Origin of the sequence: Prevotella sp. FD3004, from assembly GCF_000746155.1 — a bacterium.
Classification (GTDB): Bacteria; Bacteroidota; Bacteroidia; order Bacteroidales; family Bacteroidaceae; genus Prevotella.
This window is the reverse complement of the sequence record NZ_KN050819.1, coordinates 518,604-545,270: the sequence shown is the minus strand read 5'-3', so window position 1 is coordinate 545,270 and position 26,667 is coordinate 518,604. Positions and strand designations below refer to the sequence as shown.

The following is a 26,667-nucleotide window of genomic DNA, read 5'->3' as shown; positions in this document are numbered from 1 at the left end:
ATTTTAAAAGGCACGGACCTTAATCCGTGCCTTGATTATTATGCTAACAGGGCTTTAACCTGCTTGTAAACATTCTCTCCGGTGAAGCCGAGCTTCTCGTCGAGCACCTTGTAAGGAGCAGAGAAACCGAAGCTCTCGAGACCCCATACAGTACCGTCGGCACCTACCAGACCCTCGAGGTTAACGGGCAGACCAGCGGTGAGACCGAACTTCTTAACACCAGCGGGCAGTACGCTCTGCTGATACTCCTTGCTCTGGCTGCGGAACAATCCCTCAGAAGGAACGCTAACCACGCGAACCTTAACGCCATCCTCGCGGAGCAGCTTAGCACCAGCCTCGAGGGTAGAAACCTCAGAACCTGAAGCCAGCAGAATCACGTTGAAGTTCTCGTCTGATCCAGCTACAACGTAAGCACCCTTGGTAGCTTGGTTGTAGTCGTTGCCCTCGGGCAGCATGTCGATATTCTGACGAGAGAAGATCAGCGCTGTTGGGGTATCAACATTCTCCATAGCCATGCGCCAGCAAACGGTGGTCTCCTCGGCATCGGCAGGACGAACTACCAATACTGAGTTCTTGCCGTGGTGGTTCTTCAGCTTCTCCATCAGACGGATCTGCGCCTCCTGCTCAACAGGCTCGTGGGTAGGACCATCCTCACCTACACGGAAGGCATCGTGAGTCCAGATGAACTTAACAGGCAGTTCCATCAGGGCAGCCATACGTACGGCAGGCTTCATGTAGTCAGAGAATACGAAGAAGGTACCGCAAGCGGGGATAACACCACCGTGCAGAGCCATACCGATACAGCAGCAAGCCATAGTGAGCTCGGCTACACCAGCCTCGAAGAAGGCGCCGCTGAAGTCGCCACGAACCATGTCCTTGGTCTTCTTCAGGAAGCCGTCGGTCTTATCTGAGTTGCTCAGGTCGGCAGAAGCACAAATCATGTTGGGAACCTGCTCGGCGAGGGCAGAGAGTACAGTCGCACTTGCACCACGTGTAGCGGCACCAGCCTTCTGCTCAACCTTGCTCCAGTCGATAACAGGAGCCTTACCGCTGAACCACTCCTCCAGCTGCTTGGCCTGCTCGGGGTGACCCTTAGCCCACTCAGCCTTCTCGGCATAGCGCTCAGCTACAATCTTCTTCAGCTCCTCGGCACGCTTAGCGTACATCTCCTGAACCTCGGGGAAGATTTGGAATGGGTTCTCGGGATCGGCACCCAGGTTCTTCATGGTGTTGATGTAAGCATCGCCACCAAGAGGAGCACCGTGAGTAGCGCAGTTGCTCTCGTATGAGCTGTTGTCAGCCTTACGAGCACCCTTACCCATAACGCAGTGACCGATGATGAGTGATGGGCGATCCTTCTCGGCCTGAGCCTTCTTGATGGCCTCGCGAATCTGGTCAACATCGTTACCGTTAATCTTCTGAACAAACCAGCCCCATGCTTCGTACTTCTTGGCGGTATCCTCGCAGGTAACCACCTCGGTCTTGGTAGAGAGCTGAATATCGTTAGCATCGTAGAACATGATCAGGTTGTCGAGTCCCAGGTTACCAGCAATACGGCCAGCACCCTGTGAAATCTCCTCCTGTACACCACCGTCAGAGATGTAGGCGTAGATAGTCTGGTTCATCACGTTGCCCAGACGAGCCTTCAGGAATTTAGCGGCGATGGCAGCACCTACTGCGAAACAGTGACCCTGACCAAGAGGACCAGAGGTGTTCTCAATGCCACGTGCAATCTCACGCTCGGGGTGACCAGGAGTTACAGAACCCCACTGGCGAAGATTCTTCAGGTCCTCGAGGGTGAACTTGCCGATAAGAGCGAGCTGGCTGTAGAGCATTGGAGCCATGTGACCAGGGTCGAGGAAGAAACGATCGCGACCTTCCCACTCGGGATGCTCGGGATCGTAAACCAGGAACTCACTGTACAGGGTGTTAATGAAATCTGCGCCACCCATGGCACCACCGGGGTGACCAGACTTCGCTTTCTCAACCATTGAAGCAGCGAGAATACGGATATTGTCGGCTGCCATGTTCATTACTTTGTTGTCGTTCATAATAAGCTGTTTATTTATTGTTTAAAATGCTATTTTGCGAAATAATGGCGCAAAGTTACAAAAATATTCCGAAACAATCGACTGTTTCGGAATATTTCTTTCTTTCTGTCCTAAATAAAGGAAGATTGGTCAATCCGTTATTCGGATATCTGTATGCTTACTGCAGTATCCTCTGGTGTTGCAGGCAGTTTGCAACTAACGGTGCGACTCTCACCAGGAGCCAGTGTCAGATAATTGTCCGACCAGTAGGTGGGGCATACGAGCTCGCCTTTCTCGTCCTTGGCTGTCAGCCGAACCATAAATGCCACTTTGTCTGTTGGATTGCTGACTGTTACTTCGTACTTAGCTCCATCCTTCTTAATAGAAAGTTTGCATGACTTAGAACACATTTCGTCGAGCATGGCATAAGAGGCGTACTTCGTGATGGGAGTGTTCACCCAAGAAGTCTTCTCCCAGTTGTAGGTGTCGTTTTCGGTTACTATGAAATACTCATTGGTAGCAATCTCGTCTCCGTTGTTATCTGTCAGCTTCAGGAACAGGAAAGCGGCAGCTGCATCAGTGGTATCGATATCGAAAGCCTTGACTACTGTACCTGGGGCTACCTCTATCTCTTTGCTGTCCTCGGTAGTCTGACCTCCCTTCAGCAGTTTCATCTGGGCCTTTGCCTTAGCCATCTCCAGTGTCTCGTTTACGGCATATACCGTCTTGGTATAGTAATCGTAGATCAACTGAACAGGGGCGTTGGCTTTCTTTACGCCGTAGTAGGCTGCATTGGGCTGTTTGTAGTAGTCGTACAATTGCCAGTAGATGCCGGGACGGGAACCGTTGAGCATCCATTGGATGATACCTGTGGTATGAGGCCAGCGGGCGCGGAATCCCTCAAACATGGCTTTGGTACTCTCATAATTCAGCATGTCGGCACGGCGCAGATATTCATCAATATCCTTCGCATCACCAAAACGGTAGTGGATAACCTCATTCAGTTGCCTGAGCGAATTCATGTCAGCTCCTGAAGCGGTACAGAATATGTTCCAGCGGTCGTCGATAGGGAAGAGCTGTTGGCCCAGCATTTTCTGTAGCGACTCCTTTACAGGAAGCTGAGCGCCAATGCCTGTCTCGGTGTTAAAACCGAACGCGCCACCTGGTGCTTCTGGCAGATACCAGTATTTGGGGTCTACATACTCATAGGGACCCGCCATCTTTGTACCCGAAGGTCCTGATATCTCACTGGTCTGATCCTTGGCCGATATCAGATAGTCGCGGTCATCTTCCTGACTGAGGAATTGCTGATAGCATTTTTCAAGTTCGGGTTTGGGCAACATGTCGCTTCCGACAAACCAACCGATAATTGACGGATGATAGCGTAGCCACATGACCTGATCCTCAAACGATTTAGCAATAAGATCAATGTTCTCTTTGCTGAGAATACCGCCATATAGTTCATCGCATGGCGAGCCAAGGTAGTCGGCCCATTCCCAATGGCAGCTCCATCCTACGAGAATCAGAAGTCCCATTTCGTCGCAGAGGTCGTAGAGGTTCTGAGAGGTACCCCAGAAGCCCTCTAATCGGACGGTGTTCATGTTCATGTCGCGAACGTATTCCAGTTGCAGACGGTTGCTCTCAGGCGTGTCTCGCAGATAGATGTCGTCGGTCCAACCGGCACCGCGAATGAGAATCTTTTTCCCGTTCAGTATGAATCCCCGATAGCCCTCATCGGTCAAGTAGCTTTTTATTTCGCGAATACCAAATCGCACATCTTCGAAATCCGAAATTTTGTGGCCTTCTGCAAACTCAATGTGCAGATCGCACAGTTCGGGCTTGCCCATGTTGTGGCACCACCACAGTTTAGGGTTGCTGATATGTATTTCGGCAGGGCTCGTAAAGCGCTTCTTCTCGCCAGGAGCCAGTTTTACAGGGTAGCTGAACGACTGCCCGTCGGCGGTGCCTTGCACGCAGCCTTCGATAGGCTTGTCTGATAAGTTACGCAGTTCGGTAGCGATGGTCAGCCAGGCCTCGTTAAGCGTCTTGGTGTTTATGCGCGATCGCACAGCCGAATGTGACAGGGCCACGTTGCCGCAGGTTTTTACCCGCACCTCGCGGTAGATGCCCATGTTCTCATCAGCCGGACGCGGATTCCAGTCGGCAAATCCTATGTTAGGCTCGCCTGGCTGTGCACGAAACACCTCTACCTCCAGTTTGTTATCTGTTGCAATCTGCTGTGTTACATCAAACTCAAACTGGCGGAATGCGCCGTACATCTGTTCTTTGTTGGCTATCTGATTGCCGTTAAGCCATACGTTGGCTCGGTAACTGATGCCATCAAAGTTGAGCACCGCATGTTCACCCTCGTTCAGTGAGGGCAACTGGAACGTGGTGCGATACTTCCAGCTTTTCTCAAACTGTGTCTTGTTAATTCTAGCATAGTCGTTGGCAGTCAGCGCTTCGGGCTCTATGCCGTTGGCTGTCAGTGTACCCATTAGGGTGCCAGGCACTTTGGCGGGTATCCATCCGTCGGGTGTTTCTACCTCCCAGTTCATATCCAGTGTCTTATGTTCGGTACATGCCATCAGTAGGAGTGAAAAGAGGCATGTGAGAATCGAAAAGTATTGGTGATGATATGTTTTCATCATTTTAATGTTTAATGTTAATCTTTAATGTTTAAAGTAACAGCGACGCTCCTAGCATTGCTGCGTTCGCTAAGGTTGATGGCTCTATGCGTGTGGCTGCCACGTTCTCTGGATAGGGGAATGTGCTCAGCAGCTGACGCATGGCCTTCTCGTAGAGAGAAAATGCGTTGGCTATACCGCCACCGATGATAATGGCTTCGGGGGCGTAGGTGAAAAGAACGGCTTTGATCAGTTCGCCAATATTCGCTCCAAACTCCTCCCACACGGCGATGGCTTGCGGATCGCCAGCCTGAGCACGCTTGCCGAAGTTGGCTCCCGTGTCGCCATGTAGCTGGCTGAAGAACCGGCTGCTGCAGTAAAACTCATAGTCGGCGTCTCTGAATGGAAGTGAGCCGATTTCGCCAGCACCGGTATTTACGCCGTTATACAGTTTTCCGCCGATGATGATACCCGAGCCGATACCTGTGCCTATTGTCAGTCCGACCATGTCGTTGGTGCCTTGGCCTTCGCCATAGCGCCATGCGCCCAGGGCAAAACAGTTGGCATCGTTGTTCACGGCTACAGGTACGCCAAATTCTTTCTCAAGGATTTCCTTCAGATGTACCTCTTTCCAAGCGGGTATGTTTGCTACGTTGTATACGATACCCTGTTGGCAGTCAACCACCGATGGCACACCCACGCCGATGCCTGTCACTTCTGGTGTCATGAGTTGTGCTATCTGGCGCTTTAGTTGACTGAGCACCACGTCTTCTGCCTCCTTGGCGGGACAGGGCTCTATCACGGTATTGACAACCGTTGCCCCGTCGGTGAGACCAACACGCATGTTGGTTCCTCCTAAATCAATCGCTATCTTCCTCGTCTTCATATTCATCTAGGGTTTTATATCTCATGTTAGCTTCTTTCAGTATGTTACGGTAATAAGCACTCACGTCCTTCCAGTGATAGAAGGGGTAGCAGTCGGTCTTGATGGGGATGGAGGTCTCGTTCTCATTCATGAGGAACTTCACGAGAATATCGTCTGACCCCTGCTTACGGAAAAAGATGATCTGTACGTTGCCTGCCATCGGAATCAGACGGATGATGGAGAACGTATTGTGCAGATTGTCCATGTTCTGAGTGCCGTGGATGGCCTCGTTGACGCCAAGGATGAATGAGAAGGGCAGCACAACGCTGTCGTGACCGAAGCGCAGGCGTACCTGCTTCTCGCCCGAGGCGATTATCAAGTCGGCCTCGTCGAGGAAATTCTTCAGCAGCGGATAGATGGCATAGTAGTTGGGGCGCGAGCCTGGCATAAGTCCCTCCCACAGGCACCAGCTGGCGTTGTAGACGAAGAAGCCGTCTATGAGTTCGTCGTCCGTAAAGAGATCGTTGAACTTCAGCCCGAGTTCTGGCAGACATTCCATATCTGATACAATGTTCCACAGGGCGTCGCAGAACTTATAGCCGTCGATCCAGCCTTCTACGGCCTTCGGGTCCTTGAACAGCAGGGCTATCTGGCGGCGACCGTTCAGTTTCTCATGGCGGAAACTGTCGAGTTTCTCATAGAGCGCGTTGTCGCAGCCCTTTCCCGGGATGAAGATGCTGTCGTTGGGAATGAGATAATACATGTCGTGCTCGCTGGCATCCATCGTGACGTTGAGCTGTGGATTAAGGGCTTTCAGTTCCTGACAGAAGTTGGCCATTGAGAGCATACAGCGGCGGACGGTCGATGAGTTTGCCTTCACCGTGATGGGTTGCATCAGCAGTTCGGGATAGTTCTGACTCAGTCGGCGGGCGATGCCCTGATGCTGGCGTGCACCGAGTCGTGTCAGGTCACCGTCTCGATGCCAGGCGTCAGCGGCAGCCACCTTCACACGGGCCAGAATCTCCTCGCCTTTCTCGGTCAGCCATCCTTTTGTCTGGGCAGAATCCATCTTCCCAATGACATACTTGAAATGTTTCGATCCCGTCATGTAACGTGCGCCGTGACGACCGTAATGGCTCACGTAGAACGGTTCATAACCATCGGGGGCAGGCGTAATCTGTTTCGTTGGCAGTGGATAGTTGCAATAATTGCCACTTGCCAACTCCATGTGTGCCATCAGTTCTGCCTTTGAAGTTTGTGACTTAGCAGGCGTCGCAAACCATATGCCTGCCGTTAAACTCATAATTGTTAGAGTAATAAATCGCATAATGGATAGTAGTTTATGTTGAAAATACGGCTGCAAAGATACAAATAATTCTGTAATAAATGAATAAATCTGCAAGTTTTTTATCATTATAATCCTGCCCGTCCCATGTCGGAGAATATTTGTTTTTGTGTATCATAACGTCGTCTTGTTTGTCAAAGAACGGCCGCTTTATTGACAGAGACTATTCCTTTAATTGCAATTTAGACTAAATTGCTGACCAATTTAATCTATTTTGCTCTGCAATTTAGTCTAAATTGGTTGGCAGGATGTTATGTGTTACAGTCAATCGTAATAACTATGTCATAGTTATAGCCTATATCCGTCAGTAAAAACTTTACCCCCGAAAACACTTTTTTCCCGAAAAAACACGTATAATTCGAAAACTTTTCGTATATTTGCCATCGAGATAAAACTATTAAGCATCGATATATACAATCTAAAGAACCAATTAACAATGAAAAAAGCTACAACATTTATGATGATGATGGCCCTGCCAATAGCGCTGGGCCTGGTATCGTGCAAGGATGATGACAACAATTCAGTCCTTGGCAATGACGGAGTAGAAGAGACGCTGAACCTCACGGAACCTGCTGAGGACCAGATGAGCGTCACAGTGACCGCCAACCTGTCGACCGCCGTGCCTGTGACCTTCGAAGAGAGCAGTACAGGCGCAGCCCTCGTGAAACGACTGCCGAGAGTGACAGCCGCCATCGAGCCCGACACGAAGATGGTACTGCTGCCAGGTAGCGTGTTCGACGCCAACGGAATCAATATCGGCCCGGAAACCATGGCGGCCGTGTTCCGCACTTTCTTCAATGGCGGCTATCTCGCCATCGAGCGGCCTACCAATATGCAGATAGCGAACTTTGTGATCATTATGTTGGCCGAGCTCATAGAAATGGAAGAACTCACCTACGAGGAATTGTATAGTCTGACCCACGAGGAGGCACGAGCCGCAGCAGCCGCTTCGCCCCGCATTGACCGCATGAAGGCCCGAATGGAGAACATGCGCCGCTATGCTACTCGTGCTGACGGCGGTGACGGCCTCGACGACCTGTTTGCCGAAATGGTGATCATGGGCCCCGACGACTACTTCATGCAGGAACCACTCGACAAGCTGACCACCTATATGTACTCTGAAGATAGCGAGGGCAACACGACAACCGCCCAGACCGTCACCTCGACGCCGAAACGCACACAGGCCGTCAGCGGCACTCTGGCCGATGCTGCCGCCGATTGGCTCAACACAGTGGAGAAGGAGAACGAGGAGAAGCTGTACGTTATTGCTGACACCCGTCGCCTCAGTATGACACGCGCGGGCAGTGGACCTATCAACGATCTGATAGACGCCAGCGAGACGTTTACCTACAATGGCAGCATCTGTTGGAAGGACGACGACACGACAGTGCACAACTACTCGAACCGAGTGAACATACGTGTCAGTTCGTGGGGCGTCCACAACATCGAGGCCAACAAGGACTATTACTACCTTAAGCAGAACGTGACACTGAGGATGGGTAATGATAACGGCTGGAAGATATTCTACCCGACAAGCAGTGAGAATAGCTGGTACAAGGCCACCAATTATGGCAACTATAACCGCTGGTACGGCTCATTCCTCTCGCAGTACGAGACGTCGATGAACCTCACGGGTAGCGGCACTATCCATCTGGAGGCAGCGGCGCCCAACACCGACAACAACTCGTCATCTACCAGCGTAACAGTCGGCTCGTCCTCCTCGAGGTCTGAGACCGTGGGCCTCTCGTGGAGTGCAGGCGCCAACATGTCGGGCCCGATGGCATCCGTCGGTGGCAGTTACAGCGTTGGAACTACGCAGGGCACATCCTTCTCGATGGGCATGTCACAGACCAACAAGGAACTGGGCGTGAAGAAGAATACCTCGGGCTCGAAGGTGACGTGGACCTATAAGGGGGCGCTGCCACAGTACTATGAGAACGTGGGCTCTACCATCTACTATTGTCACCAGACGGCGGCCAACATTCTGGTCAACGACGCCGACGTGGCCAACGAGATATGTTGGTCTGTCAGCAACCCCTCGGGACAGTACACAGCCGAAATCACCTCGGTGCCGCAAACAGCCTCCTTGCTCTACGAATATAAAAAAAAGGATGGCTACAAGAATGCGCCGCACAAGTATGAATACTGCACGGCCGAGACAGCTACCTACACCCACACGCTCCTGGAGCCCAGTCGTGCTATGCAGACGTGGCGCATGAACATCACCATCGACCAGTGGGATGGCACGCCAGTCGTCGGAGCGCTAGGCGATCTGGAATCGAATATTCGCAATGCCTTCCCCGACCTTTATGCCAATGTTTTCAAGGTGGCCGACAAGACGCCGACCAGCCTGACGGGCATCACCGCTGTTGTGAACTACACGAAGAGTGTGATGGGCAACCGCCTTGACATCCTGCAGAGCTATGCCCGCTCGTGGGGCATCAAGCAGTTCACCATTCACTGGAGCTGCGACGACCTGAACGTCAAGACTCGGGAGGGCTTCGTCGTGAATATAGACTGAAAAAAGAATCCCGCCAGATAGTCTGGCGGGATTGATGGATATTGGTAAGTTGTAAAGGGCTTACTTAATGTTCAATACAACGAGCGACTTGGCGGGCACTTTGACTGTGAGAGTGCCCTTCTTCAGTTTAGCATCCTTGTACTCCTTGGGAGATACAACGTCGGGATGCTGGAAGTCGTTGTAATCAGCCACGTTCTTTGAGGTTAGGATACGGCCAGAGACTGTCTTAGCATTGAAGCCGGCAAAGTTGAAGTCGATGGTCTGATCCTTGTCGAGGCTCACGTTGGTAATGGCCAGTACTACAGAGCCGTCCTTCGTCTTGGCTGCCGAAGCGGAGAGCACGGGGCAGGGGCGGGTAGTGTTGTCGGCTGTCTTGGCCTTTTCCTTGAAGTATTCCTTGCTGCACTGGATGGTCTCGCTCTCAAGGTCGACGGGCAGATAGGTAGCCTCCTGGAATGGTGTGTACATCTCGAACACGTGGTAGGTCGGGGTAAGCACCATGTGGCCTGTGCCTTCCTGGTCGGTGAGAATCATCGATTGGAGCACGTTCACCACCTGAGCGATATTGGCCATCTTTACGCGGTCGGTGTATTTGTGGAACACGTTGAGGCTCAGAGAGGCTACGAAGGCATCGCGGAGTGCGTTCTGCTGATACAGGTGACCGGGGATGGTGCCGGGCTCCTCGTCCCACCAGGTGCCCCACTCATCAACGAGCAGACCGATGGTGTTCTTCGGGTCTTTCTCGTCCATGATGGCCTTGTGCTTCTTGATGACCTCCTCAATCTCCAGACACTTGCCCAAAGCCCAGTAGTACTGGTCGGTGTCGAAGTTGGTGGCAGAGCCCTTGGGGCCGTTCCAACCTGTGCAAGTATAATAATGTAAGGAGATACCCTGCATCTGGTGGCCGATGTTATCCATCAGCACGGTAGTCCAGTTGTAGTCGTAGTCGCTGGCACCGGAGGCAATGCGATAGAGGCGGTTCTTGCCCTGGTCGCGGAGGTATGTGTTGAACTTGCGATACTCGTTAGAGTAATACTCAGGGCGCATGTTACCGCCACAGCCCCATGCTTCGTTGCCTATACCGAAGTATTTCACATGCCAAGCCTTGTCACGGCCGTTCTGACGGCGCAGGCGTGCCATTGGGGTGTCACCGTCGCTGGTCATATACTCCACCCACTGAGCCATCTCCTTTACGGTACCAGAACCTACGTTGCCGCTGATGTAGGGCTCACAGTCGAGCATCTCACAGAGGTTCAGGAACTCATGGGTACCGAAAGAGTTGTCTTCGATGGTTCCGCCCCAGTTGTTGTTGCGCAGCGAAGGACGCTGATCCTTAGGACCGATACCGTCCATCCAGTGATAATCGTCGGCGAAACAGCCGCCAGGCCAGCGGAGTACGGGAATCTTTAGGGCTTTCAGAGCCTCGAACACATCTTTGCGGTAACCGTTGATGTTAGGAATCTGTGAGCCTTCGCCCACCCAGAGGCCGCCGTAGATGCAGCTGCCCAGGTGCTCGGAGAACTGACCATAGATCTCACGGTTTATCTTGGCTCCTGCCTGATCGGCGTGAACCGTTGCCTTCACGTTCTTCGCTTGCGAAGCGTCTCCTGACGTCGCCGAGCGGTTTGCGGCCATTGCTCCTGTGGCAACGGCCAGCGCGATAGTCGCGGTAAATAGTATTCTTTTCATACTTATTTGTTGGTGATTAAATTATATATTATATTAAAGATTTATTTGCTTGTAGTTCCTATTTTGGTTCTACGTGTACGGCGACATGTGTATCCTCGCCGTAACGTTCTCTCAGTACGTCTTCAACCTCTGAGGCCTTGTCGTGAGCTTCGTTCAGGGTAATACCTCCATCCATCAGGATGTGCAGCTCGATGGCGTAATGATTGCCTATCCTACGGGTTCGCAGATCATGAGGATCAGCCACACCAGGTATTGATGCTGCCAATTGCAGAATCTCGTCTTCCACACAATCGGGTAGCGACTGTTCCATCAGGTCGCCAATGCCATTGCGTAGCAGGTCGGCGGCCACCTTTATGATAAAGACGCCTACGATGACTGAAGCTACTGGGTCGAGTACTGTCCATTGTTGCCCTAAGAAGATAGCACCACCAATGCCAACAGAGGTGCCGACAGATGATAATGCATCGCTGCGATGATGCCATGCATTAGCTTCTACGGCTGGTGAGTTAAGTTTGCGGGCCTTAATCATGGAGTAATGGTAAACGGCTTCTTTTAATACGATTGATATGAGAGCAGCCCAGAGGGCTAAAATGCCTGGAGCTTCAAGTTTTGAACCGTTGGTCCATGCAATGATCTTCATCGTGCCGTGGTAGAGAATGCCTATGGCTACAGCCAGAAGGGCGACGCCTATCATGGTCATGGCAAGTGTCTCGTACTTTCCGTGTCCGTAGTCGTGCGACTTATCCTTTGGCTTGCCACTGATGTGCACAAACACCAGTACGATGATATCGGTGACAAAATCGGATAGTGAGTGAACAGCATCTGCCACCATAGCGGCACTATGGCCTAGGATACCGGCCACGAACTTAAACAGCAGCAGTATGACATTGACTGCTCCTCCAACCAGCGTTACCTTATAGATTTCTTTATTTCTTTCCATGACATTTAAGAACCGCCTCTTCATAGTAAAGGGGCGGTTCTTTTTTGCACAATCACTTACTTGTTGTCTACAGCTGCCTGTTCGATGGGGAGACAGCGCTTGTAGTTCTCAATGTACTTCTCGAAACCTGCTACATCCTCAGCAGTGGGGGCGATAGAGATTCCTGTGTTGCCAGAGAAGACAACGCTCTCGAGATAATCGGCAAGGCTGAGCTTGTTGGGATTATTTACGGCATAGCCAGCCAGCAGGGCAATACCCCATGCTCCACCTTCACCAGCAGTCTCCATCACTGATATTGGGCTGTTCAGGGCTGCAGCGAGCATGCGCTGACCTACGCCTGCTGTCTTGAAGTAACCTCCATGACCCGTGATGCGGTCTACCTTGATCTTCTCTTCCTTGAACAGAATGTCGTTACCTATCTTCAGCACGCCGATGGCACCGTATAGGTGGGCACGCATGAAGTTAGCGAGGTTGAACTTATCGTTGGCAGAACGTACGAACATGGGACGACCTTCGCTAAGACCTGTAACGGGCTCACCGCTAACATAATTGTAGGCCATCAGTCCGCCGCAGTCGGTATCACCTTCGAGAGCCTTGTTGAAGAGCTTACCGTAAATTTCGTTCATATCTACCTTAATTCCAAGAAGTTGCTGGTATTCCTTAAACAATCCCACCCAGGCGTTAATATCACTGGTACAGTTGTTACAGTGAACCATTGCTACGAGGCTGCCGTCAGGTGTAGTTACCATGTCAATCATCTCGTATGGCTTGCTCAGTTCTTTTTCCAATACGATCATTGAGAAACTGGAGGTTCCTGCAGATACATTACCTGTGCGCTGTTTTACAGCGTTGGTAGCTACCATACCGGTGCCAGCGTCACCTTCTGGGGGACATACGGGGATGCCTGCCTTGAGGTGACCAGAAACATCGAGCTTCTTGGCACCTTCAGGTGTCAGGAAACCTGCGCTCTCACCCGCGTTGAGTGACTTTGGCAGAATGTCGAGCAGCTTCCAGGAGAAGCCTTTCGGAGCAATGAGCTCGTCAAACTTCTTTACCATGGTGGCGTCGTAAGTCTTGGTCTTCGGATCAACGGGAATCATACCTGATGCATCGCCTACGCCCAGAACAAACTGACCGGTTACCTGCCAATGCACATAACCAGCGAGGGTGGTGAGGTATTTGATGTCGCTGACATGCTCCTCGTTGTCGAGAATAGCCTCGTAGAGGTGTGAGATGCTCCAGCGCAGAGGGATGTTGTAGTTGAAGAGCTTTGAAAGTTCTGCAGCAGCCTTACCTGTGTTGGTATTACGCCAGGTACGGAAAGGAACCAGAATCTCCTGCTTCTCATTGAAAGCCATATAACCATGCATCATAGCAGAGAAGCCAATGGCGGCAAGGGCTTCGATTTCGCAGTCATATTGTGCCATAACATCCTTGCGGAGTTCTGCATAACAGTCCTGCAAGCCATACCATACAGCCTCAGTAGAGTAGGTCCAGAGACCATCTACTAACTGGTTCTCCCACTCGTGTGAGCCTTGGGCTATGGGCTTATTGTCCTCGTCGATGAGGACGGCCTTGATTCTTGTAGAACCGAATTCGATTCCTAGGATAGCTTTTCCAGCTTGTATCGTTTCTTTTGCTGTCATAATCAATTATTTTTTGCACGGATTAACGCGGCTTTCTATAAAAAAACACTGCTTTTATAAATGTGGCAATAAAGCCGTGTCCTTATTCATGAGACCGTGTTAATCCGTGCCATATTATTTTTATCTCAGCGCCTTGTTAAGCATGTAGTAAACCTCGTTGTTGCGGAGGGTCTGCTTGAAGTCGGCAATGTTGGTCTGCTTGTTGATGCGGACATATTCTATGCCGGTCATCTCAGCAAAGTCCTCCCAGTACTCCTCGTTGATATCGTAAGAGAAGGCACTGTGGTGTGTACCACCGGCAAGAATCCATGCAGCGGCACCAATCTCAAAAGTAGGCTGTGGAACCCACAGAGCAGAAGCTACAGGGAGCTTTGGCATGGGCTGTGGCTCGATGCACTCTACCTCCTGAGAGATCAGACGGAAACGGTTGCCCAGGTCGACAACGGTAGCCTTGATACCAGCACCGGTCTTAGATGTAAATACCAGACGGGCTGTCTGTTGCTTACGGATACCGATACCGAGGAAGTGAACTTCGAGTTTGGGCTTGTCGGTAGCAATCAGCGGACAAATCTCGAGCATGTGGCTCTGCAGACAAGAACTCTTGTCGCCAGCGAAGTTGAGGGTGTAGTCCTCGAGGAATGAGCAACCAGTAGGCATGCCCTGCTGGATGACCCACAGAGTGCGATAGAGACAAGCAGTCTTCCAGTCACCCTCGGCACCGAAACCATAACCCTCTTCCATGAGGCGCTGCGAAGCCAGACCGGGAATCTGGTCGAAACCGCAGAAGTCAGGTGCGTCGATATCGGCATCGCCCAGGTCGTCGAAATTGGTGGTGAAAGCAGTAGCACCCTCATCCTTCAGAACACGGCGAAGAGCGATCTCGGCCTTGGCTGCATTCTTCACCTTCTCCCAATAAACCTGTTCACCGCTCTCGTCAATCTTGATGGTGTAGAGGTTCTTGTACTCCTCAACCAGGGCGTCGGCCTCGGCGTCGGTTACCTTCTTGAAGTACTCCATCAGAGAAGAAACAGGGTAGTAGTCTACGTGATAACCCAAACGCTGTTCGAACTCTACGCGGTCGCCATCGGTAACGGCTACATTGTTCATGTTCATACCGAACATCAAGCAACGTACGTTGTGAGCATCGGCTACACCAGCTGCCACACGAGCCCAAACGGCAATCTGCTTCTGAGCCTTCTCGTCCTTCCAGTAGCCGCAAACCACCTTACGGGCCACACGCATACGAGTACAGATGTGTCCGAACTCGATGTCACCGTGAGCACTTTGGTTGAGGTTCATGAAGTCCATGTCAATCTCACTCCAGGGAATCTCGGCATTATATTGGGTGTGGAAGTGGAGGAGGGGCTTCTGCAACTGCTGCAGACCCTTGATCCACATCTTAGCGGGTGAGAAAGTATGCATCCAAGTGATGATACCTACACACTTCTCGTCGTTATTAGCTGCCAGCATCACCTGCTCTACTTCCTTAGAGCTATTGGCTGTGCCCTTATATACAATCTTCACGGGGATGTTGCCGCTCTTGTTCAGACCGTCAACCATCTCCTTAGAGTGTCCATCAACTGCAACCACTGCATCACCTCCGTATAGAAGCTGTGCACCAGTTACCCACCAAATCTCATAATTATCAAATGCTTTCATTTATAGTATAATTGTTTTCTTAAATATGTAATTAATGCTTTTGTCCCTTCTGTCCGTAATAGGCATTAGGTCCGTGTTTGCGCATATAATGTTTCTCAACTAACAACGGATTCATCGTCAACTTTGGGTTTACCGAGAATGCTATAAATGCCATCTTGGCGCACTGCTCCATAACCTTAGCATTATAAACGGCGTTGTCGGGAGATGTTCCCCATGAGAACGGACCATGGTTTTTGACTAAAACGGCGGGAGTGTGATCGGGATTGATCTTGCGGATGTTTAATATCTCGTCGACAATCACGTTTCCTGTCTCCAGCTCATAGTTGCCCTTGACTTCTTCTTCCGTCATATCACGTGTACAGGGGATATCCTGATAGAAGTAGTCGGCGTGAGTTGTACCAATGTTGGGAATATCTCGGCCAGCTTGAGCAAAGGCCGTGGCATAAGTGGAGTGTGTGTGTACTACACCTTGGATATTGGGAAATGAACGGTATAAAACCAGATGGGTCGGGGTGTCGGATGAGGGATTCAACTCTCCATCGACAACTTCGCCAGTCTTGAGATCAACCACTACCATATCTGATGCTTTCATTACATCATAATCAACGCCAGAGGGCTTGATGACAACCAATCCGTGTTCGCGGTCAATACCTGACACATTTCCCCACGTGAAGATGACAAGGTCTTGTTTCACGAGGTCAAGGTTTGCCTTGAATACTTTTTCTTTCAGTTCTTCTAACATATGTCTTATAATTTAAAATTCGGGTCTTCGTTATAAGCTCGCTTGTTGAATCGGTAGAGGTATGCTCCGCGTTTAGAGCCTTTCTTGTCAATGAGCTCTGTCTTTTCAATGAAGTCCATATCTTTAATACGTTTGCGGAAATTTCGCTTGTCAAGTTCTTCGCCGTTCACAGCCTCATAGAGCCTCTGCAATTGAGTTAGGGTGAACAGTTTTGGAAGCAGACGAAAGCCTACTGGCTCTTGCGAGAGTTTCTGTTGCATCATCTTCCTTGCCTTCCTAACCATCTCGTTATGATCAGAGTATAGCTTGGGAACTTCATTGACGTCCATCCACTCGACACCGTGTGCCTCGCGAAGCGTATCGTCATAATCGCTGACATTGATAAGAGCGTAATATGCAATAGATACCACTCGCTCACCAGGGTCACGGTCGACGTTACCAAAAGCACCGACTTGGCGCATGTATAGGTTCCGAAGTCCGGTTAGTTCGTAAAGTGTACGACTGGCAGCATCGTCAACGCTTTCTTGGGCGTTAACGAAGCCTCCGTAGAGGCTCCATTCGCCACGGCCGGGATCCATCTTACGTTTGCCTATCAGTATTTTCAACTTACCTTCGTCAAAACCGAAGATAATGCAGTCTACCGATAACCAGACCTTGGAATGATCGCCATAGAAATTTGTCATTTCCTTGTTTTTTGATTACCAGAAATAAATATAGAAAGCTACTGTGATAGTCAGGATAATTACCGTATGAATAACATCCCAGTGATTCCAACTGGCACGTGTAGCTGCACGCTGCTCAGGTGTGGAAGTACCAAATACCAGACCTTGGATCTTCTGATTGTCAGGAGCCTCGGTAATCAGTGATACAATGATTACGATGAGACAGCAGACAATTAACATGACTCCGCAGAAGAACAACCAGTTGAAGTCGTAGAACACGGCCTTGAACCAGCTGTCGGCTGCATCTGTAGCGTTGCTGTAGTAAACCTTGGCGCCCAGACGGGTCAGACCAATGATAATACCAGAAAGCAGTCCCCACATACCACCCTTGGCTGAGGCACGCTTCCAACAAATACCAAGAAGGAAAGCTGCTGCGATACCAGGAGCAAGTACAGACTGCACATCTTGCAGATAGTTATAAAGCACGTTACCTACGGAACGCATGATGGGAATCCATAGAATACCGAGAATCACAATTACAACAGTTGCAGTCTGTCCAATGCGTACAAGACTCTTCTCCGATGTCTCCGGCTTCAGACGTTTCCAGAAGTCTATGGTGAACAGCATGGCTGAAGAATTAAACAGAGATGCCAGTGATGACATCAGGGCTGCGAGAATACCACAGACAACAAGACCTTTCACACCTGCAGGAAGAATCTTTGCAACGAGGGTGGGGAAGGCGGCATCGGCATTTGGTGTACCGTCAGCAAGCAATGGAAGGAAACCACCATCGCCGATGTATTTCTGATGCAGGGCAAATGCTATCATACCGGGAATCAGGAAAAGAAATACAGGAAGCAACTTTAAGTATGCACCGAAGATAGTACCACGACGAGCTTCCTTCTCATCCTTACCAGAAAGAACACGCTGTACGATATATTGGTCGGTACACCAGTACCAGAAACCGATAACGGCAGAACCAATCAGTGCACCGAGCCAGGGATATTGTGGGTCGCTGTTAGAACGCATCAGATGGATCATCGTACCTGTGGCTCCTTCATAACTAGGCTTTACATCACAGAGCTGCAGCATCTGATCCCAACTGCCTAAGGCCTTCATGCCTAATACAAGGATGATGAGTGAACCAAGTAAAAGAATGGGTGTCTGGAGGACTGATGTATAGAGTACGGACTTCATACCTCCGAAAATGGTGTAGATAGCCGTAATAACTACCAGTCCGATGGCTGCAATCCAGAAAAAGTCAATTCCCCAGAGTTCTTCGATTCCGAATACCTGCTGGAATACCAGACCACCTGCATATACTGTCACAGCAACCTTTGTCAGCACATAACTGATGAGAGAGATTACAGAGAGAATGGTACGACTCTGTGTATTGTATCGACGTTCCAGGAACTCAGGCATGGTGTACACCATTGAACGAGAATAGAAGGGTACAAATACCCATCCTAAGATTAGAATCATCCACCCCTGAATTTCCCAATGGGCCATAGCCATTCCTGAAGAGGCACCTGCACCTGCAAGTCCGATGAGATGCTCAGAACCTATATTTGACGCAAAGATTGATGCACCGATAGCAATCCATGTTGCGTCTTTACCACCTAAGAAATAGTCTGCAGAGTTGTCGTTCTTCTGTGAAACAACCCATAATACAATGCCGATTAGCGCACAGCAAAAGACGCCAATGACAATCCAGTCTAATAATGCCATGTTAGTTTAGAATTTTATTTATTTTGAGTTATACATTTTATTTCACAGAGAATCTGTATGCAGCGTGACTGTAGTACTTTTCACCAGGATTTAAGGTCGGCTGTACCCAGTTTTTCTTATTGGGTGAGTCGGGATACTTCTGGCTCTCAAGACATACGCTGACATGTTTTGGGTAGGTGATACCATGCTTGCGGGCAATGTCCTTATCAGCACCCACACCTTGGAAATTTCCACTATATACCTGTACACCAGGCTCGTTGGTAAACATTTCCATGAAGATACCCGTTTTGGGTGAATAAAGACTTGCGCATACCTGAGTATCATCGCCCTTGCCATCCTTATAAGTGTTCAGACAGAAGTTGTGGTCATAGCCTGTAGCGTTCTGAATCTGGTCAAACTGTGACAGGATGCTGTCGCCGATAGCATGTGGAGTGCGGAAATCCATTGGAGTACCCTCAACAGACTTGATCTCACCTGTGGGGATATAGAGTTTGTCACTTGGTGTGAAATTATCAGCGTTTACATAGAGTACCATATCATAACCAGGCTGGGTGAAATCACCGCTTAGGTTATAATAATTATGGTTGGTCTGATTGATAATGGTTGGCTTGTCTGTCTCTGCCTCCCATGTCATGTCGAGCGTGTTGTCGGCTGTAACTTTATAGGTGGTAACGGCTAGTACTTTACCAGGGAATCCGTTCTCACCATCAGGTGCAACAATTGTCAGTTTCAGGATAGAGTCACCAATCTGTTCTGCATCAAAAACTTGATGCATCCAGCCAGAGTTACCGCCGCCATGCAGACTATTGGGTCCATCGTTCTTTTTTAACTGATATTCTGTATCTCCGATTGTAAACTTGCCTCCTTGAATACGGTTCGCGTATCGACCAACGCTTGATCCATAGTCACTAGGGGTATTAATGGTGTCTGCATATTGTGCGATGTTATCGAAACCAAGTACAACATCTGTCAAGTTCCCGTCCTTATCTGGCACGCAGAGTGATACGATACGTCCACCATAGTTGGTGATGCATACTTCCATTCCATTCGCATTCTTCAGCGTGTAGAGCTTAACTGGCTTTGACTGGATAGTTGTGTCAAACTTGGCAGGGTTGAGACCTGAAGCTGTCAACTGTGCAGCCTGCTGGTTACCAGCACAAGCAGAAAGTATCAGCGTAGCTACGCCGACACCCATCATTGTCTTTTTTAGTGATTTCATCTTTACTTGTTTTTAGTTGTTATTTATGTTTGATTGTATTTTGGGCGTAAAATTACAACTATTTTCTGAACTAACAAGTAAAAATATAATAAAAATGAGTGGTAAAGTGTAATATTTACACCCTACCACTCTTATTTAACCTTTATAAACACTAGATATGGTGTTTATGTCATCTCGGACTTAGCAAATCTTACGTGATCCGTCGCCAATAACTACATCATATACTTTGGGCTCATGTCCGTATTTAGCGGCAAACTTTTTCTTTGCATCTTCAACAAACTTTTTATAGAGATCGTTGCGTACAAGATTGATAGTACAGCCACCGAAACCACCACCCATGATGCGGCTACCAGTAACGCCATTTTCTTTGGCGATGTCGTTCAGATAGTCCAGCTCTTCGCAACTAACCTCATAGTCCTTTGAAAGACCTTCGTGAGTCTTGTACATCAGTTCACCGACTTTTTCATAGTCACCTTCGTTGAGTGCGTCACAAACAGCCAATACACGGTCTTTCTCTCCAAGTACGAACTTGGCACGTTTGTAGTCTTCCTCACCAACCTCGGCACGAACTTCGTCCAGTTGCTCCCACGTGCAATCACGTAGTGTCTCAAACTTGCCCTCTGGGTGTTTTGCCTGAATATGCTTAACTACGTTCTCACAAGAGTTGCGGCGATCGTTGTATGGAGAACCTGCTAACTGATGTTTTACTACGGAGTCTAGCAGGACAAGTCGATAACCGTCTGGCTTAAATGGGAAGTACTCGAACTCGCGGCTACGACAATCGAGACGCATCAGACATCCTGCCTTTCCAAAGACAGAGGCAAACTGATCCATAATACCACAATTAACACCGCAGTAGTTGTGCTCAGTTGCCTGACCTGCTAATACCATATCCCACTGTGATACTTTATTCTCACCAAAGATGTCGTTCAGACCGCAGGCAAAACAGCTCTCCATCGCTGCAGAAGATGACATGCCTGCACCAAGAGGTACGTCACCTGAGAAAGCGATATTAAAACCTTTAACAGGGACACCCAATTTCTTCATCTCCAAGGCAATACCGTATATATAACGTGCCCAAGAGGCTTTTGGGCCTGCAGGGTCTGAAAGTTTGAAATCAACGCGATCCTTCAGGTCGATAGCATAAGCCATTACGGTATCTTCTGTACCATTGGCACGCATTTCCGCCATAACACCTTTATCTACAGCACCGGGGAATACAAAACCTCCATTATAATCAGTGTGCTCACCTATGAGGTTGATACGTCCGGGAGATGCATATACGCTACCAGTCTTTCCGTCAAAATGCTTGATGAAACGACTTCTTACAAATTCAATGTCCATAATCTTAAGAGTTTTAGAAGTTAAAAATTAATCAACTTTGATATCCTTGTTTACATTCTTACAGCCGATAAGGGCATAGAACAGAATATAGGCCAACATAGCAATAACAAGCCAGTAACTGAAGATTGGGCCAGTAGACTTGGCAATAGCTTCTTGAATTAATGGCATGATGCCACCACCAACAACCATTGTCATAAAGATGCCAGATGCTGCTTCTGTGTATTTGCCAAGTCCTTCAACAGAAAGGTTGAAGATACCGCCCCACATGATTGAGGTGCAGAGGCCACAAGCGGGAATAAGGAAAGCCTTAGCAGGTACGTCATGTCCGCTGAAGCCGATGGTTACACTCTCTGGCATGAAAATGGCAATCAGCAGGAGTAAGATGGCGACAGCACTAACTGTTGAAAGTTGCAGTTTGGTAGAAACCTTGCCAGAAATAGCACTTGAGCATGCACGACCTATCATCATCAGCAACCAATAGGCAGCAGCTAATGTACCGCCTACTGCAGCAGCACCTTCGAAAGGAAGATCTGTCACATAGAAGTTCAACTCCATAGGAATACCGATTTCGATACCTACATAGAAGAAAATAGCGATGACGCCAAGTAGGCAGTGGCGGAAGGCCAATGGACTATGCTCATACTTGGGCTCAACTTTTCCGAGAGTAGGCTCGGGAATTGATACACGACTGATGATGATGAATGAAATGGCAAATACAGCCATACCAATGAACAACAGGGGAGCAACATCGCTCATGCTGGTATCCTTGGTCACTGTACCAACGAGAATACCTGCTAATAGTGGGGTAAGTGTACCTGTCAGTGAGTTCAGTGTACCGCCTACCTGAATGAGTTGGTTACCCTTGTTACCACCGCCACCAAGCAGGTTTAGCATTGGGTTAACTACAGTATTCAGCATGCAGACACAGAATCCACAGATGAAAGCACCCAAAAGATAGATGATCAGATTGAGAGCTACTGGGATGCTGTCGTATGTAAATACGTATGTGCCTGCGCCAACCAGACTTGAAAGATATTGGAACATTAATCCAACAATACCTACAATAAGTGCGATTAGCGCAGTCTTCTTGTACCCATACTTAGTTAGCATTTTTCCAGCCGGAATACCCATGAAAAGATAAGCGGCAAAGTTCATGAGATTACCCCATGCCTTAGCAAAAGGATATTCAAAGCCCCAGATGTTGCCAAATGGAGCACCCATGTTTGTTACGAAGCTAATCATCGCGAAGATGAAGCACATCGTTATTATGGCAATCAACTTGCCATTGTTTTTTGTTTCAGTCATATTGTGTTAAAATTTTAATGTTTGGTTTCTTATTATTCTACTACTCCAAAACGATAAATTGTTTTTTGTTTATACTGCTGGCCAGGACGAAGCACTACAGATGGGAAATAAGGGCGATTGGGGGTGTCAGGGAAGTGCTGAGCCTCAAAACATACAGCAGATCGGCGTGGGAATGTCGCACCATTGGCCCCCTTATAGCCATTTGCATAGTTGGCTGTGTAAAGTTGAATGCCAGGCTCGGTTGTAAATACTTCCATCGTACGTCCACTCTTTGGCTCAATAACCTTTGCGGCATACGAGAGTTCGCCTTCTTCCTGTTTGTTCAGTACATAGTTATGATCAAAGCCTTTACCAAACTTGATCTGCTCATGGTCTGCATCAATATCTTTACCAAAAGCTTTTGGCTTGCGGAAGTCAAATGGGGTACCTTCAACTTTGAGAATCTCACCTGTAGGAATTGCGGTCTCGTCGGTGGGCAGATAGAAATCTGCATTGATTTCGCAAATCTGGTTTTCAATCGTAGGAGTGGGATCTGCTGTACCTGCCAGACTGAAGAAAGCATGATGAGTCAGGTTCACGATGGTCTTTTTATTGGTGGTAGCAAGGTACTCGATGATCAGCTCGTTCAAATCTGTGAAAGTGAATTCAACAGTTACGTCAAGTTCGCCAGTAAAACCTTCTTCACCATATGAAGATACGCGGTGTAAAGCTAACGACCGAGGTCCCATCTGACGAGCATCCCATACCTTGGCATGGAAACCTGTAGGACCACCATGCAGGTGATTAGGTCCATCGTTAAGTGCCAATTGGTATTCTTTACCATTCAGTGTAAACTGACCCTTGCAGATACGATTACCCCAGCGACCAATGAGTGTAGAAAGGAAAGGCTCCTTGCCGCTGGTGAGTTGCTTGATGCTGTCGTGTCCTTGAATCACGTTACCCACCTTACCTTCTTTGTCTGGTACCATAATAGCACAAATGGCACCGCCGTAGTTGGAGATTGCCACTTCATAACCCTTACGATTCCTGAGGATGTACAGGTCTGTTTTCTTACCATTGATTGTGGCCTGGAAGTTTTCTCTCTTCAGACCACACAGATTCGCTGTTTCTGTTGAGTTTACCATATTGAATATATGTTTTTAGTTACTAAAATTATTACTGTCTGCAAAGTAACTAAAAATATATCAAACGGGCAAATGATTCAACGAAAAAAATGTTTTTGATATATTAAAAAAGCCTAAATGCAGTTTTTTAGGAAGTCTGCGACTACATAACTGCTACCTCCGATAAACACAAAGTCGTTATTTTCGGCTTGTTTCTTGGCTGTCTGGTATGCTGTTTCCACGTCAGGATAGCTCTCTCCTTCGAGTCCTTTTTCTTGGGCATATAGTTTAAGAACATTTTCAGAGAGTGCTCGTTTGTTATCTGACTTTGTAAAATAGTAGGTCGCATCTTTTGGCAAAAGTGCCAGAACGCCTTCGACATCTTTGTCCTCTACCATTCCGAATACAATGTGTTTTTTTCGACAGGGTACCTCGCTAATCTGTTTGCTCAGGAATTCCCATCCTGCCACATTGTGCCCTGTGTCACAAATGGTCAGAGGTGTATCTTTTACAGTCTGCCAGCGTCCTTTCAAACCTGTCAGGAAACAAACGTTTTTGAACCCTTCTCTGACCTCTCTGTTTGCACAGATTTTATTTTCGGGGCAACTAACAGCCTGCATATACCCCATTTTTTCTAGCTGCTTTACAGCGCAGAGAATGGTGTTGGTGTTTTTCTCCTGATAGCTACCTGTCAGTTCTCCTGTCAAGATTCCAAAATTCTTTGTGTGGTATTCGATCTTCTTGTGCGTACTGCTTATGGAGCCAATCTCCTGCTGGTCTTCTGCATAGATGATGGGAGCCTTGAGTGATGAAGCCATTGCTTCAAAAACAGGACGTGTTTCTGGTTTTGTTTCACCAATAACCACAGGAATGCCCTGTTTGATAATACCAGCTTTCTCTACGGCAATCAGTTCAAGAGAATTGCCGAGGAATTGAGTATGGTCCATGCCGATATTAGTGATGACTGATAATATTGGCGTGATAATGTTTGTACAGTCAAGGCGCCCTCCCATACCGACTTCAATAACAGCAATATCAACTTTCTTGTCGGCAAAGTATTTGAAGGCCATCGCTGTAACAACCTCAAAAAATGAAGGATTTAAAGGGGCAAAGAATGTTTTTTCTTTTTCAACAAAGTCTACAACATATTCTTCTGAAATTGGCAGTCCGTTTACACGGATACGCTCACTGAAGTCAACAAGGTGAGGTGAAGTGTATAATCCTACTTTGTAGCCACATGACTGAAGTATGGCGGATAACGTGTGTGCACATGAGCCCTTGCCATTAGTACCAGCCACGTGGATGGTGCGGTACTTGCGGTGAGGATGCCCAAAATGCTGATCAAGAGTATGAGAATTTTCTAACCCTTCTTTATACCCGCTGGCGCCCTGTCGTTCAAACATGGGCATTTGGTTATAGAGATATTCACACGTTTCCTGATATGTCATACCTTAATATATTAATTGAAGTAATTCTTGAATTTTTGGAAGATGGAGTCGCGCGTCTGTTTATCGCCCTTGAAATTGTCGCTGTTTTTAAACTGCTCGATAGCTTGTTTCTCTTCGCGGCTGAGAGTTTTTGGAACATACACACTGATATTAACAACAAGATCGCCCTTTCCGCTACCATAGCCTTGAACTGCGGGCAGGCCTTTACCTCTCAGACGGAGTGTCTTTCCTGGTTGTGTTCCATTTTCCAACTTTACCTTTAACTTGGTGCCCTCGATGGTCGGAATCTCGATTTCTCCCCCAAGAGCTGCTGTAGGAAAGTCGAGCAGTAGGTTGTAAATCAGGTCGTTACCATCACGGACAAATGTGTCATGTGGAGCTTCTTCGATAAACACTTGAATGTCGCCGTTGATACCATTATGTTTTCCGGCATTTCCTTTTCCGGGAACATTAACGACCATACCTTCAGCTACGCCAGCGGGGATGTTGATCTCAACAACTTCCTCGCCTTTCTCGACGCCAGTTCCACCACAGTGCTGGCATTTGTTCTTAATCACCTGACCTTCTCCACCGCATACAGGACATACGCTCTGCTGCTGCATCATACCGAAGATACTCTGAGTGGTGTGGGTGATGACGCCAGTACCATGACAGGTCTGGCAAGTTTCTTTACCGCTACCTTTCTCTGCTCCAGAACCGTTACAGTGTGGGCAGTGGATGTCTTTGCGTACCTTGAATTTCTTGACTACGCCTGTATTGATTTCCTCTAATGTGAGTTTTACTTTCAGACGAAGGTCACTACCTCTGTGCTGTTGTGGTCGGCGTTGCCCACCTCCGAAGCCTCCAAAACCGTGTCCTCCAAAGATGTCACCGAACATAGAGAAGATATCGTCCATGTTCATTGATGTGCCGCTAAATCCGCCAAAGCCTCCGAATCCGCCACCCATATTGGGACCATCAAAGCCAAATTGGTCATATTGCTGGCGAGTCTTCGGATCGTGTAGTATGTTATAAGCCTCTGCAGCCTCCTTAAATTTTTCCTCGGCTTCTTTGTCACCAGGATTGCGATCGGGGTGATACTTGATGGCTATCTTTCGATAGGCTTTCTTAATCTCGTCTTCTGTGGCGTTTTTCTGTACGCCCAGTACCTCGTAGTAATCTCTCTTCTGTGCCATTGCTTATTGTCCTACGGCCACTTTCGCGTGGCGGATTACTTTGTCATTCAGCTTATATCCTTCTTGCAGACAGTCGATTACTTTACCTTTCTTATCGTCGCCCATGCCTGGTACCATAGCTACAGCCTCATGCACATCGGTATCAAAGTCGGCGTCTTTCGTCTCGATTTTGCTGACTCCCTGCGCTTCCAGTGTTTTCATGAACTTCTGATGAATCAGAGTCATGCCTTCACGCAGGACTTCAGGATCGTCTGTCTTTGCTCCATTCTCAATAGCACGCTCCATATCATCGATGATGGGCAGAATGGCAGAGATAACCTTCTCGCCACCATTAAGAATTAGCTCTGCGCGTTCTTTCAGGGTGCGTTTGCGATAGTTTTCAAACTCTGCTACAGAACGAAGCCACTTATCTTTCAAATCAGCAATTTCCTCTTTGGCTTTTTCTAAAGGATCCTTCTCTTCCAATTCTTCTTGTGTTTCCTCAGTAGCTTCTTCTGTCTCTTTGTCAGTTTCTTCAATAGGAGCCTCATTCAAAGTCTCCTCGTCTTCGATGTTGATATCTTTTTCTGTCATAATTGCTATGTTTTATTGTCTTTGACAAACCTTATGCAAATTCCGT

19 protein-coding genes are annotated in these 26,667 nt (G+C 48.4%); 1 reads left to right on the top strand and 18 read right to left on the bottom strand.

All coding sequences use genetic code 11. The annotated features are described in order from the left end of the window. Positions 1–38: 38 nt before the first annotated feature. From T325_RS09305 to T325_RS09290, 4 genes are all read right to left on the bottom strand, one after another. Entirely contained in the window at positions 39–2,051 is a 2,013-nt protein-coding gene (locus T325_RS09305) for a transketolase family protein (RefSeq protein WP_156097673.1), read from the bottom strand. A 137-nt stretch (positions 2,052–2,188) separates the two neighbouring features. Next, positions 2,189–4,678: a glycoside hydrolase family 2 protein gene (locus T325_RS09300; protein WP_036913668.1), complete on the bottom strand. Its 2,490-nt coding sequence runs from the start codon at positions 4,676–4,678 to the stop codon at positions 2,189–2,191. A gap of 31 nt (positions 4,679–4,709) precedes the next feature. Beyond that, positions 4,710–5,543: an ROK family protein gene (locus tag T325_RS09295; RefSeq protein ID WP_036913666.1), complete on the bottom strand. Its 834-nt coding sequence runs from the start codon at positions 5,541–5,543 to the stop codon at positions 4,710–4,712. After that, positions 5,518–6,825 (bottom strand): histidine-type phosphatase, encoded by a 1,308-nt coding sequence (locus T325_RS09290; RefSeq protein WP_156097672.1) that lies wholly within the window; start codon positions 6,823–6,825, stop codon positions 5,518–5,520. Before T325_RS09290 ends, T325_RS09295 begins: the two co-directional genes overlap by 26 nt. A 478-nt stretch (positions 6,826–7,303) precedes the next feature. Here T325_RS09290 and T325_RS09285 point away from each other — a divergent pair, with 478 nt between their 5' ends. Further along, positions 7,304–9,388, top strand: a complete 2,085-nt coding sequence (locus tag T325_RS09285) for a hypothetical protein (protein ID WP_036912796.1) — start codon at positions 7,304–7,306, stop codon at positions 9,386–9,388. 60 nt (positions 9,389–9,448) lie between these two features. Here T325_RS09285 and T325_RS09280 read toward each other — a convergent pair whose 3' ends face one another. The 14 genes from T325_RS09280 to T325_RS09215 form a co-directional block, all read right to left on the bottom strand. Next, positions 9,449–11,077 (bottom strand): alpha-N-arabinofuranosidase, encoded by a 1,629-nt coding sequence (locus tag T325_RS09280; RefSeq protein WP_036912793.1) that lies wholly within the window; start codon positions 11,075–11,077, stop codon positions 9,449–9,451. Between the two features lie 58 nt (positions 11,078–11,135). Continuing rightward, the gene (locus tag T325_RS09275) at positions 11,136–12,017 is read right to left on the bottom strand and encodes a cation diffusion facilitator family transporter (RefSeq protein WP_051949828.1); all 882 of its coding nucleotides are present in this window, start codon (positions 12,015–12,017) and stop codon (positions 11,136–11,138) included. A 56-nt stretch (positions 12,018–12,073) separates the two neighbouring features. Next, entirely contained in the window at positions 12,074–13,663 is a 1,590-nt protein-coding gene (locus tag T325_RS09270) for a xylulokinase (RefSeq protein WP_036913664.1), read from the bottom strand. Between the two features lie 120 nt (positions 13,664–13,783). Next, the gene (gene araA, locus T325_RS09265) at positions 13,784–15,322 is read right to left on the bottom strand and encodes an L-arabinose isomerase (RefSeq protein ID WP_036912787.1); all 1,539 of its coding nucleotides are present in this window, start codon (positions 15,320–15,322) and stop codon (positions 13,784–13,786) included. A gap of 31 nt (positions 15,323–15,353) precedes the next feature. Next, positions 15,354–16,064 (bottom strand): L-ribulose-5-phosphate 4-epimerase, encoded by a 711-nt coding sequence (locus T325_RS09260; RefSeq protein ID WP_036912785.1) that lies wholly within the window; start codon positions 16,062–16,064, stop codon positions 15,354–15,356. Positions 16,065–16,069: 5 nt separating this feature from the next. After that, positions 16,070–16,747, bottom strand: coding sequence for an NUDIX hydrolase (locus tag T325_RS09255; protein ID WP_036912782.1), 678 nt, complete (start codon positions 16,745–16,747; stop codon positions 16,070–16,072). Positions 16,748–16,762: 15 nt separating this feature from the next. Continuing rightward, the gene (locus T325_RS09250) at positions 16,763–18,454 is read right to left on the bottom strand and encodes a sodium:solute symporter (protein ID WP_036912779.1); all 1,692 of its coding nucleotides are present in this window, start codon (positions 18,452–18,454) and stop codon (positions 16,763–16,765) included. 37 nt (positions 18,455–18,491) lie between these two features. Beyond that, on the bottom strand, positions 18,492–19,673 hold the full coding sequence (locus T325_RS09245) for an aldose epimerase family protein (protein ID WP_036912776.1): 1,182 nt from the start codon (positions 19,671–19,673) through the stop codon (positions 18,492–18,494). Between the two features lie 180 nt (positions 19,674–19,853). Beyond that, positions 19,854–21,017 (bottom strand): galactokinase, encoded by a 1,164-nt coding sequence (gene galK, locus T325_RS09240; RefSeq protein WP_036912773.1) that lies wholly within the window; start codon positions 21,015–21,017, stop codon positions 19,854–19,856. Positions 21,018–21,044: 27 nt separating this feature from the next. Then, complete coding sequence (locus tag T325_RS09235; RefSeq protein WP_036912771.1) at positions 21,045–22,322, bottom strand: MFS transporter; 1,278 nt, start codon at positions 22,320–22,322, stop codon at positions 21,045–21,047. A gap of 32 nt (positions 22,323–22,354) precedes the next feature. Next, positions 22,355–23,446: an aldose epimerase family protein gene (locus T325_RS09230; protein WP_036912768.1), complete on the bottom strand. Its 1,092-nt coding sequence runs from the start codon at positions 23,444–23,446 to the stop codon at positions 22,355–22,357. Between the two features lie 113 nt (positions 23,447–23,559). Next, complete coding sequence (locus T325_RS09225) at positions 23,560–24,873, bottom strand: bifunctional folylpolyglutamate synthase/dihydrofolate synthase (RefSeq protein ID WP_036912765.1); 1,314 nt, start codon at positions 24,871–24,873, stop codon at positions 23,560–23,562. An 11-nt stretch (positions 24,874–24,884) separates the two neighbouring features. After that, on the bottom strand, positions 24,885–26,048 hold the full coding sequence (gene dnaJ, locus T325_RS09220; RefSeq protein WP_036912762.1) for a molecular chaperone DnaJ: 1,164 nt from the start codon (positions 26,046–26,048) through the stop codon (positions 24,885–24,887). Between the two features lie 3 nt (positions 26,049–26,051). Continuing rightward, positions 26,052–26,621: a nucleotide exchange factor GrpE gene (locus T325_RS09215; RefSeq protein WP_036912759.1), complete on the bottom strand. Its 570-nt coding sequence runs from the start codon at positions 26,619–26,621 to the stop codon at positions 26,052–26,054. Positions 26,622–26,667: the final 46 nt, after the last annotated feature.

Bases quoted from the DNA above. Each gene is read 5' to 3' on its own strand.
- T325_RS09305 (WP_156097673.1), bottom strand. From the start codon at position 2,051: ATGAACGACAACAAAGTAATGAACATGGCAGCCGACAATATCCGTATT.
- T325_RS09300 (WP_036913668.1), bottom strand. From the start codon at position 4,678: ATGAAAACATATCATCACCAATACTTTTCGATTCTCACATGCCTCTTT.
- T325_RS09295 (WP_036913666.1), bottom strand. From the start codon at position 5,543: ATGAAGACGAGGAAGATAGCGATTGATTTAGGAGGAACCAACATGCGT.
- T325_RS09290 (WP_156097672.1), bottom strand. From the start codon at position 6,825: ATGAGTTTAACGGCAGGCATATGGTTTGCGACGCCTGCTAAGTCACAA.
- T325_RS09285 (WP_036912796.1), top strand. From the start codon at position 7,304: ATGAAAAAAGCTACAACATTTATGATGATGATGGCCCTGCCAATAGCG.
- T325_RS09280 (WP_036912793.1), bottom strand. From the start codon at position 11,077: ATGAAAAGAATACTATTTACCGCGACTATCGCGCTGGCCGTTGCCACA.
- T325_RS09275 (WP_051949828.1), bottom strand. From the start codon at position 12,017: ATGGAAAGAAATAAAGAAATCTATAAGGTAACGCTGGTTGGAGGAGCA.
- T325_RS09270 (WP_036913664.1), bottom strand. From the start codon at position 13,663: ATGACAGCAAAAGAAACGATACAAGCTGGAAAAGCTATCCTAGGAATC.
- araA (WP_036912787.1), bottom strand. From the start codon at position 15,322: ATGAAAGCATTTGATAATTATGAGATTTGGTGGGTAACTGGTGCACAG.
- T325_RS09260 (WP_036912785.1), bottom strand. From the start codon at position 16,064: ATGTTAGAAGAACTGAAAGAAAAAGTATTCAAGGCAAACCTTGACCTC.
- T325_RS09255 (WP_036912782.1), bottom strand. From the start codon at position 16,747: ATGACAAATTTCTATGGCGATCATTCCAAGGTCTGGTTATCGGTAGAC.
- T325_RS09250 (WP_036912779.1), bottom strand. From the start codon at position 18,454: ATGGCATTATTAGACTGGATTGTCATTGGCGTCTTTTGCTGTGCGCTA.
- T325_RS09245 (WP_036912776.1), bottom strand. From the start codon at position 19,673: ATGAAATCACTAAAAAAGACAATGATGGGTGTCGGCGTAGCTACGCTG.
- galK (WP_036912773.1), bottom strand. From the start codon at position 21,017: ATGGACATTGAATTTGTAAGAAGTCGTTTCATCAAGCATTTTGACGGA.
- T325_RS09235 (WP_036912771.1), bottom strand. From the start codon at position 22,322: ATGACTGAAACAAAAAACAATGGCAAGTTGATTGCCATAATAACGATG.
- T325_RS09230 (WP_036912768.1), bottom strand. From the start codon at position 23,446: ATGGTAAACTCAACAGAAACAGCGAATCTGTGTGGTCTGAAGAGAGAA.
- T325_RS09225 (WP_036912765.1), bottom strand. From the start codon at position 24,873: ATGACATATCAGGAAACGTGTGAATATCTCTATAACCAAATGCCCATG.
- dnaJ (WP_036912762.1), bottom strand. From the start codon at position 26,048: ATGGCACAGAAGAGAGATTACTACGAGGTACTGGGCGTACAGAAAAAC.
- T325_RS09215 (WP_036912759.1), bottom strand. From the start codon at position 26,621: ATGACAGAAAAAGATATCAACATCGAAGACGAGGAGACTTTGAATGAG.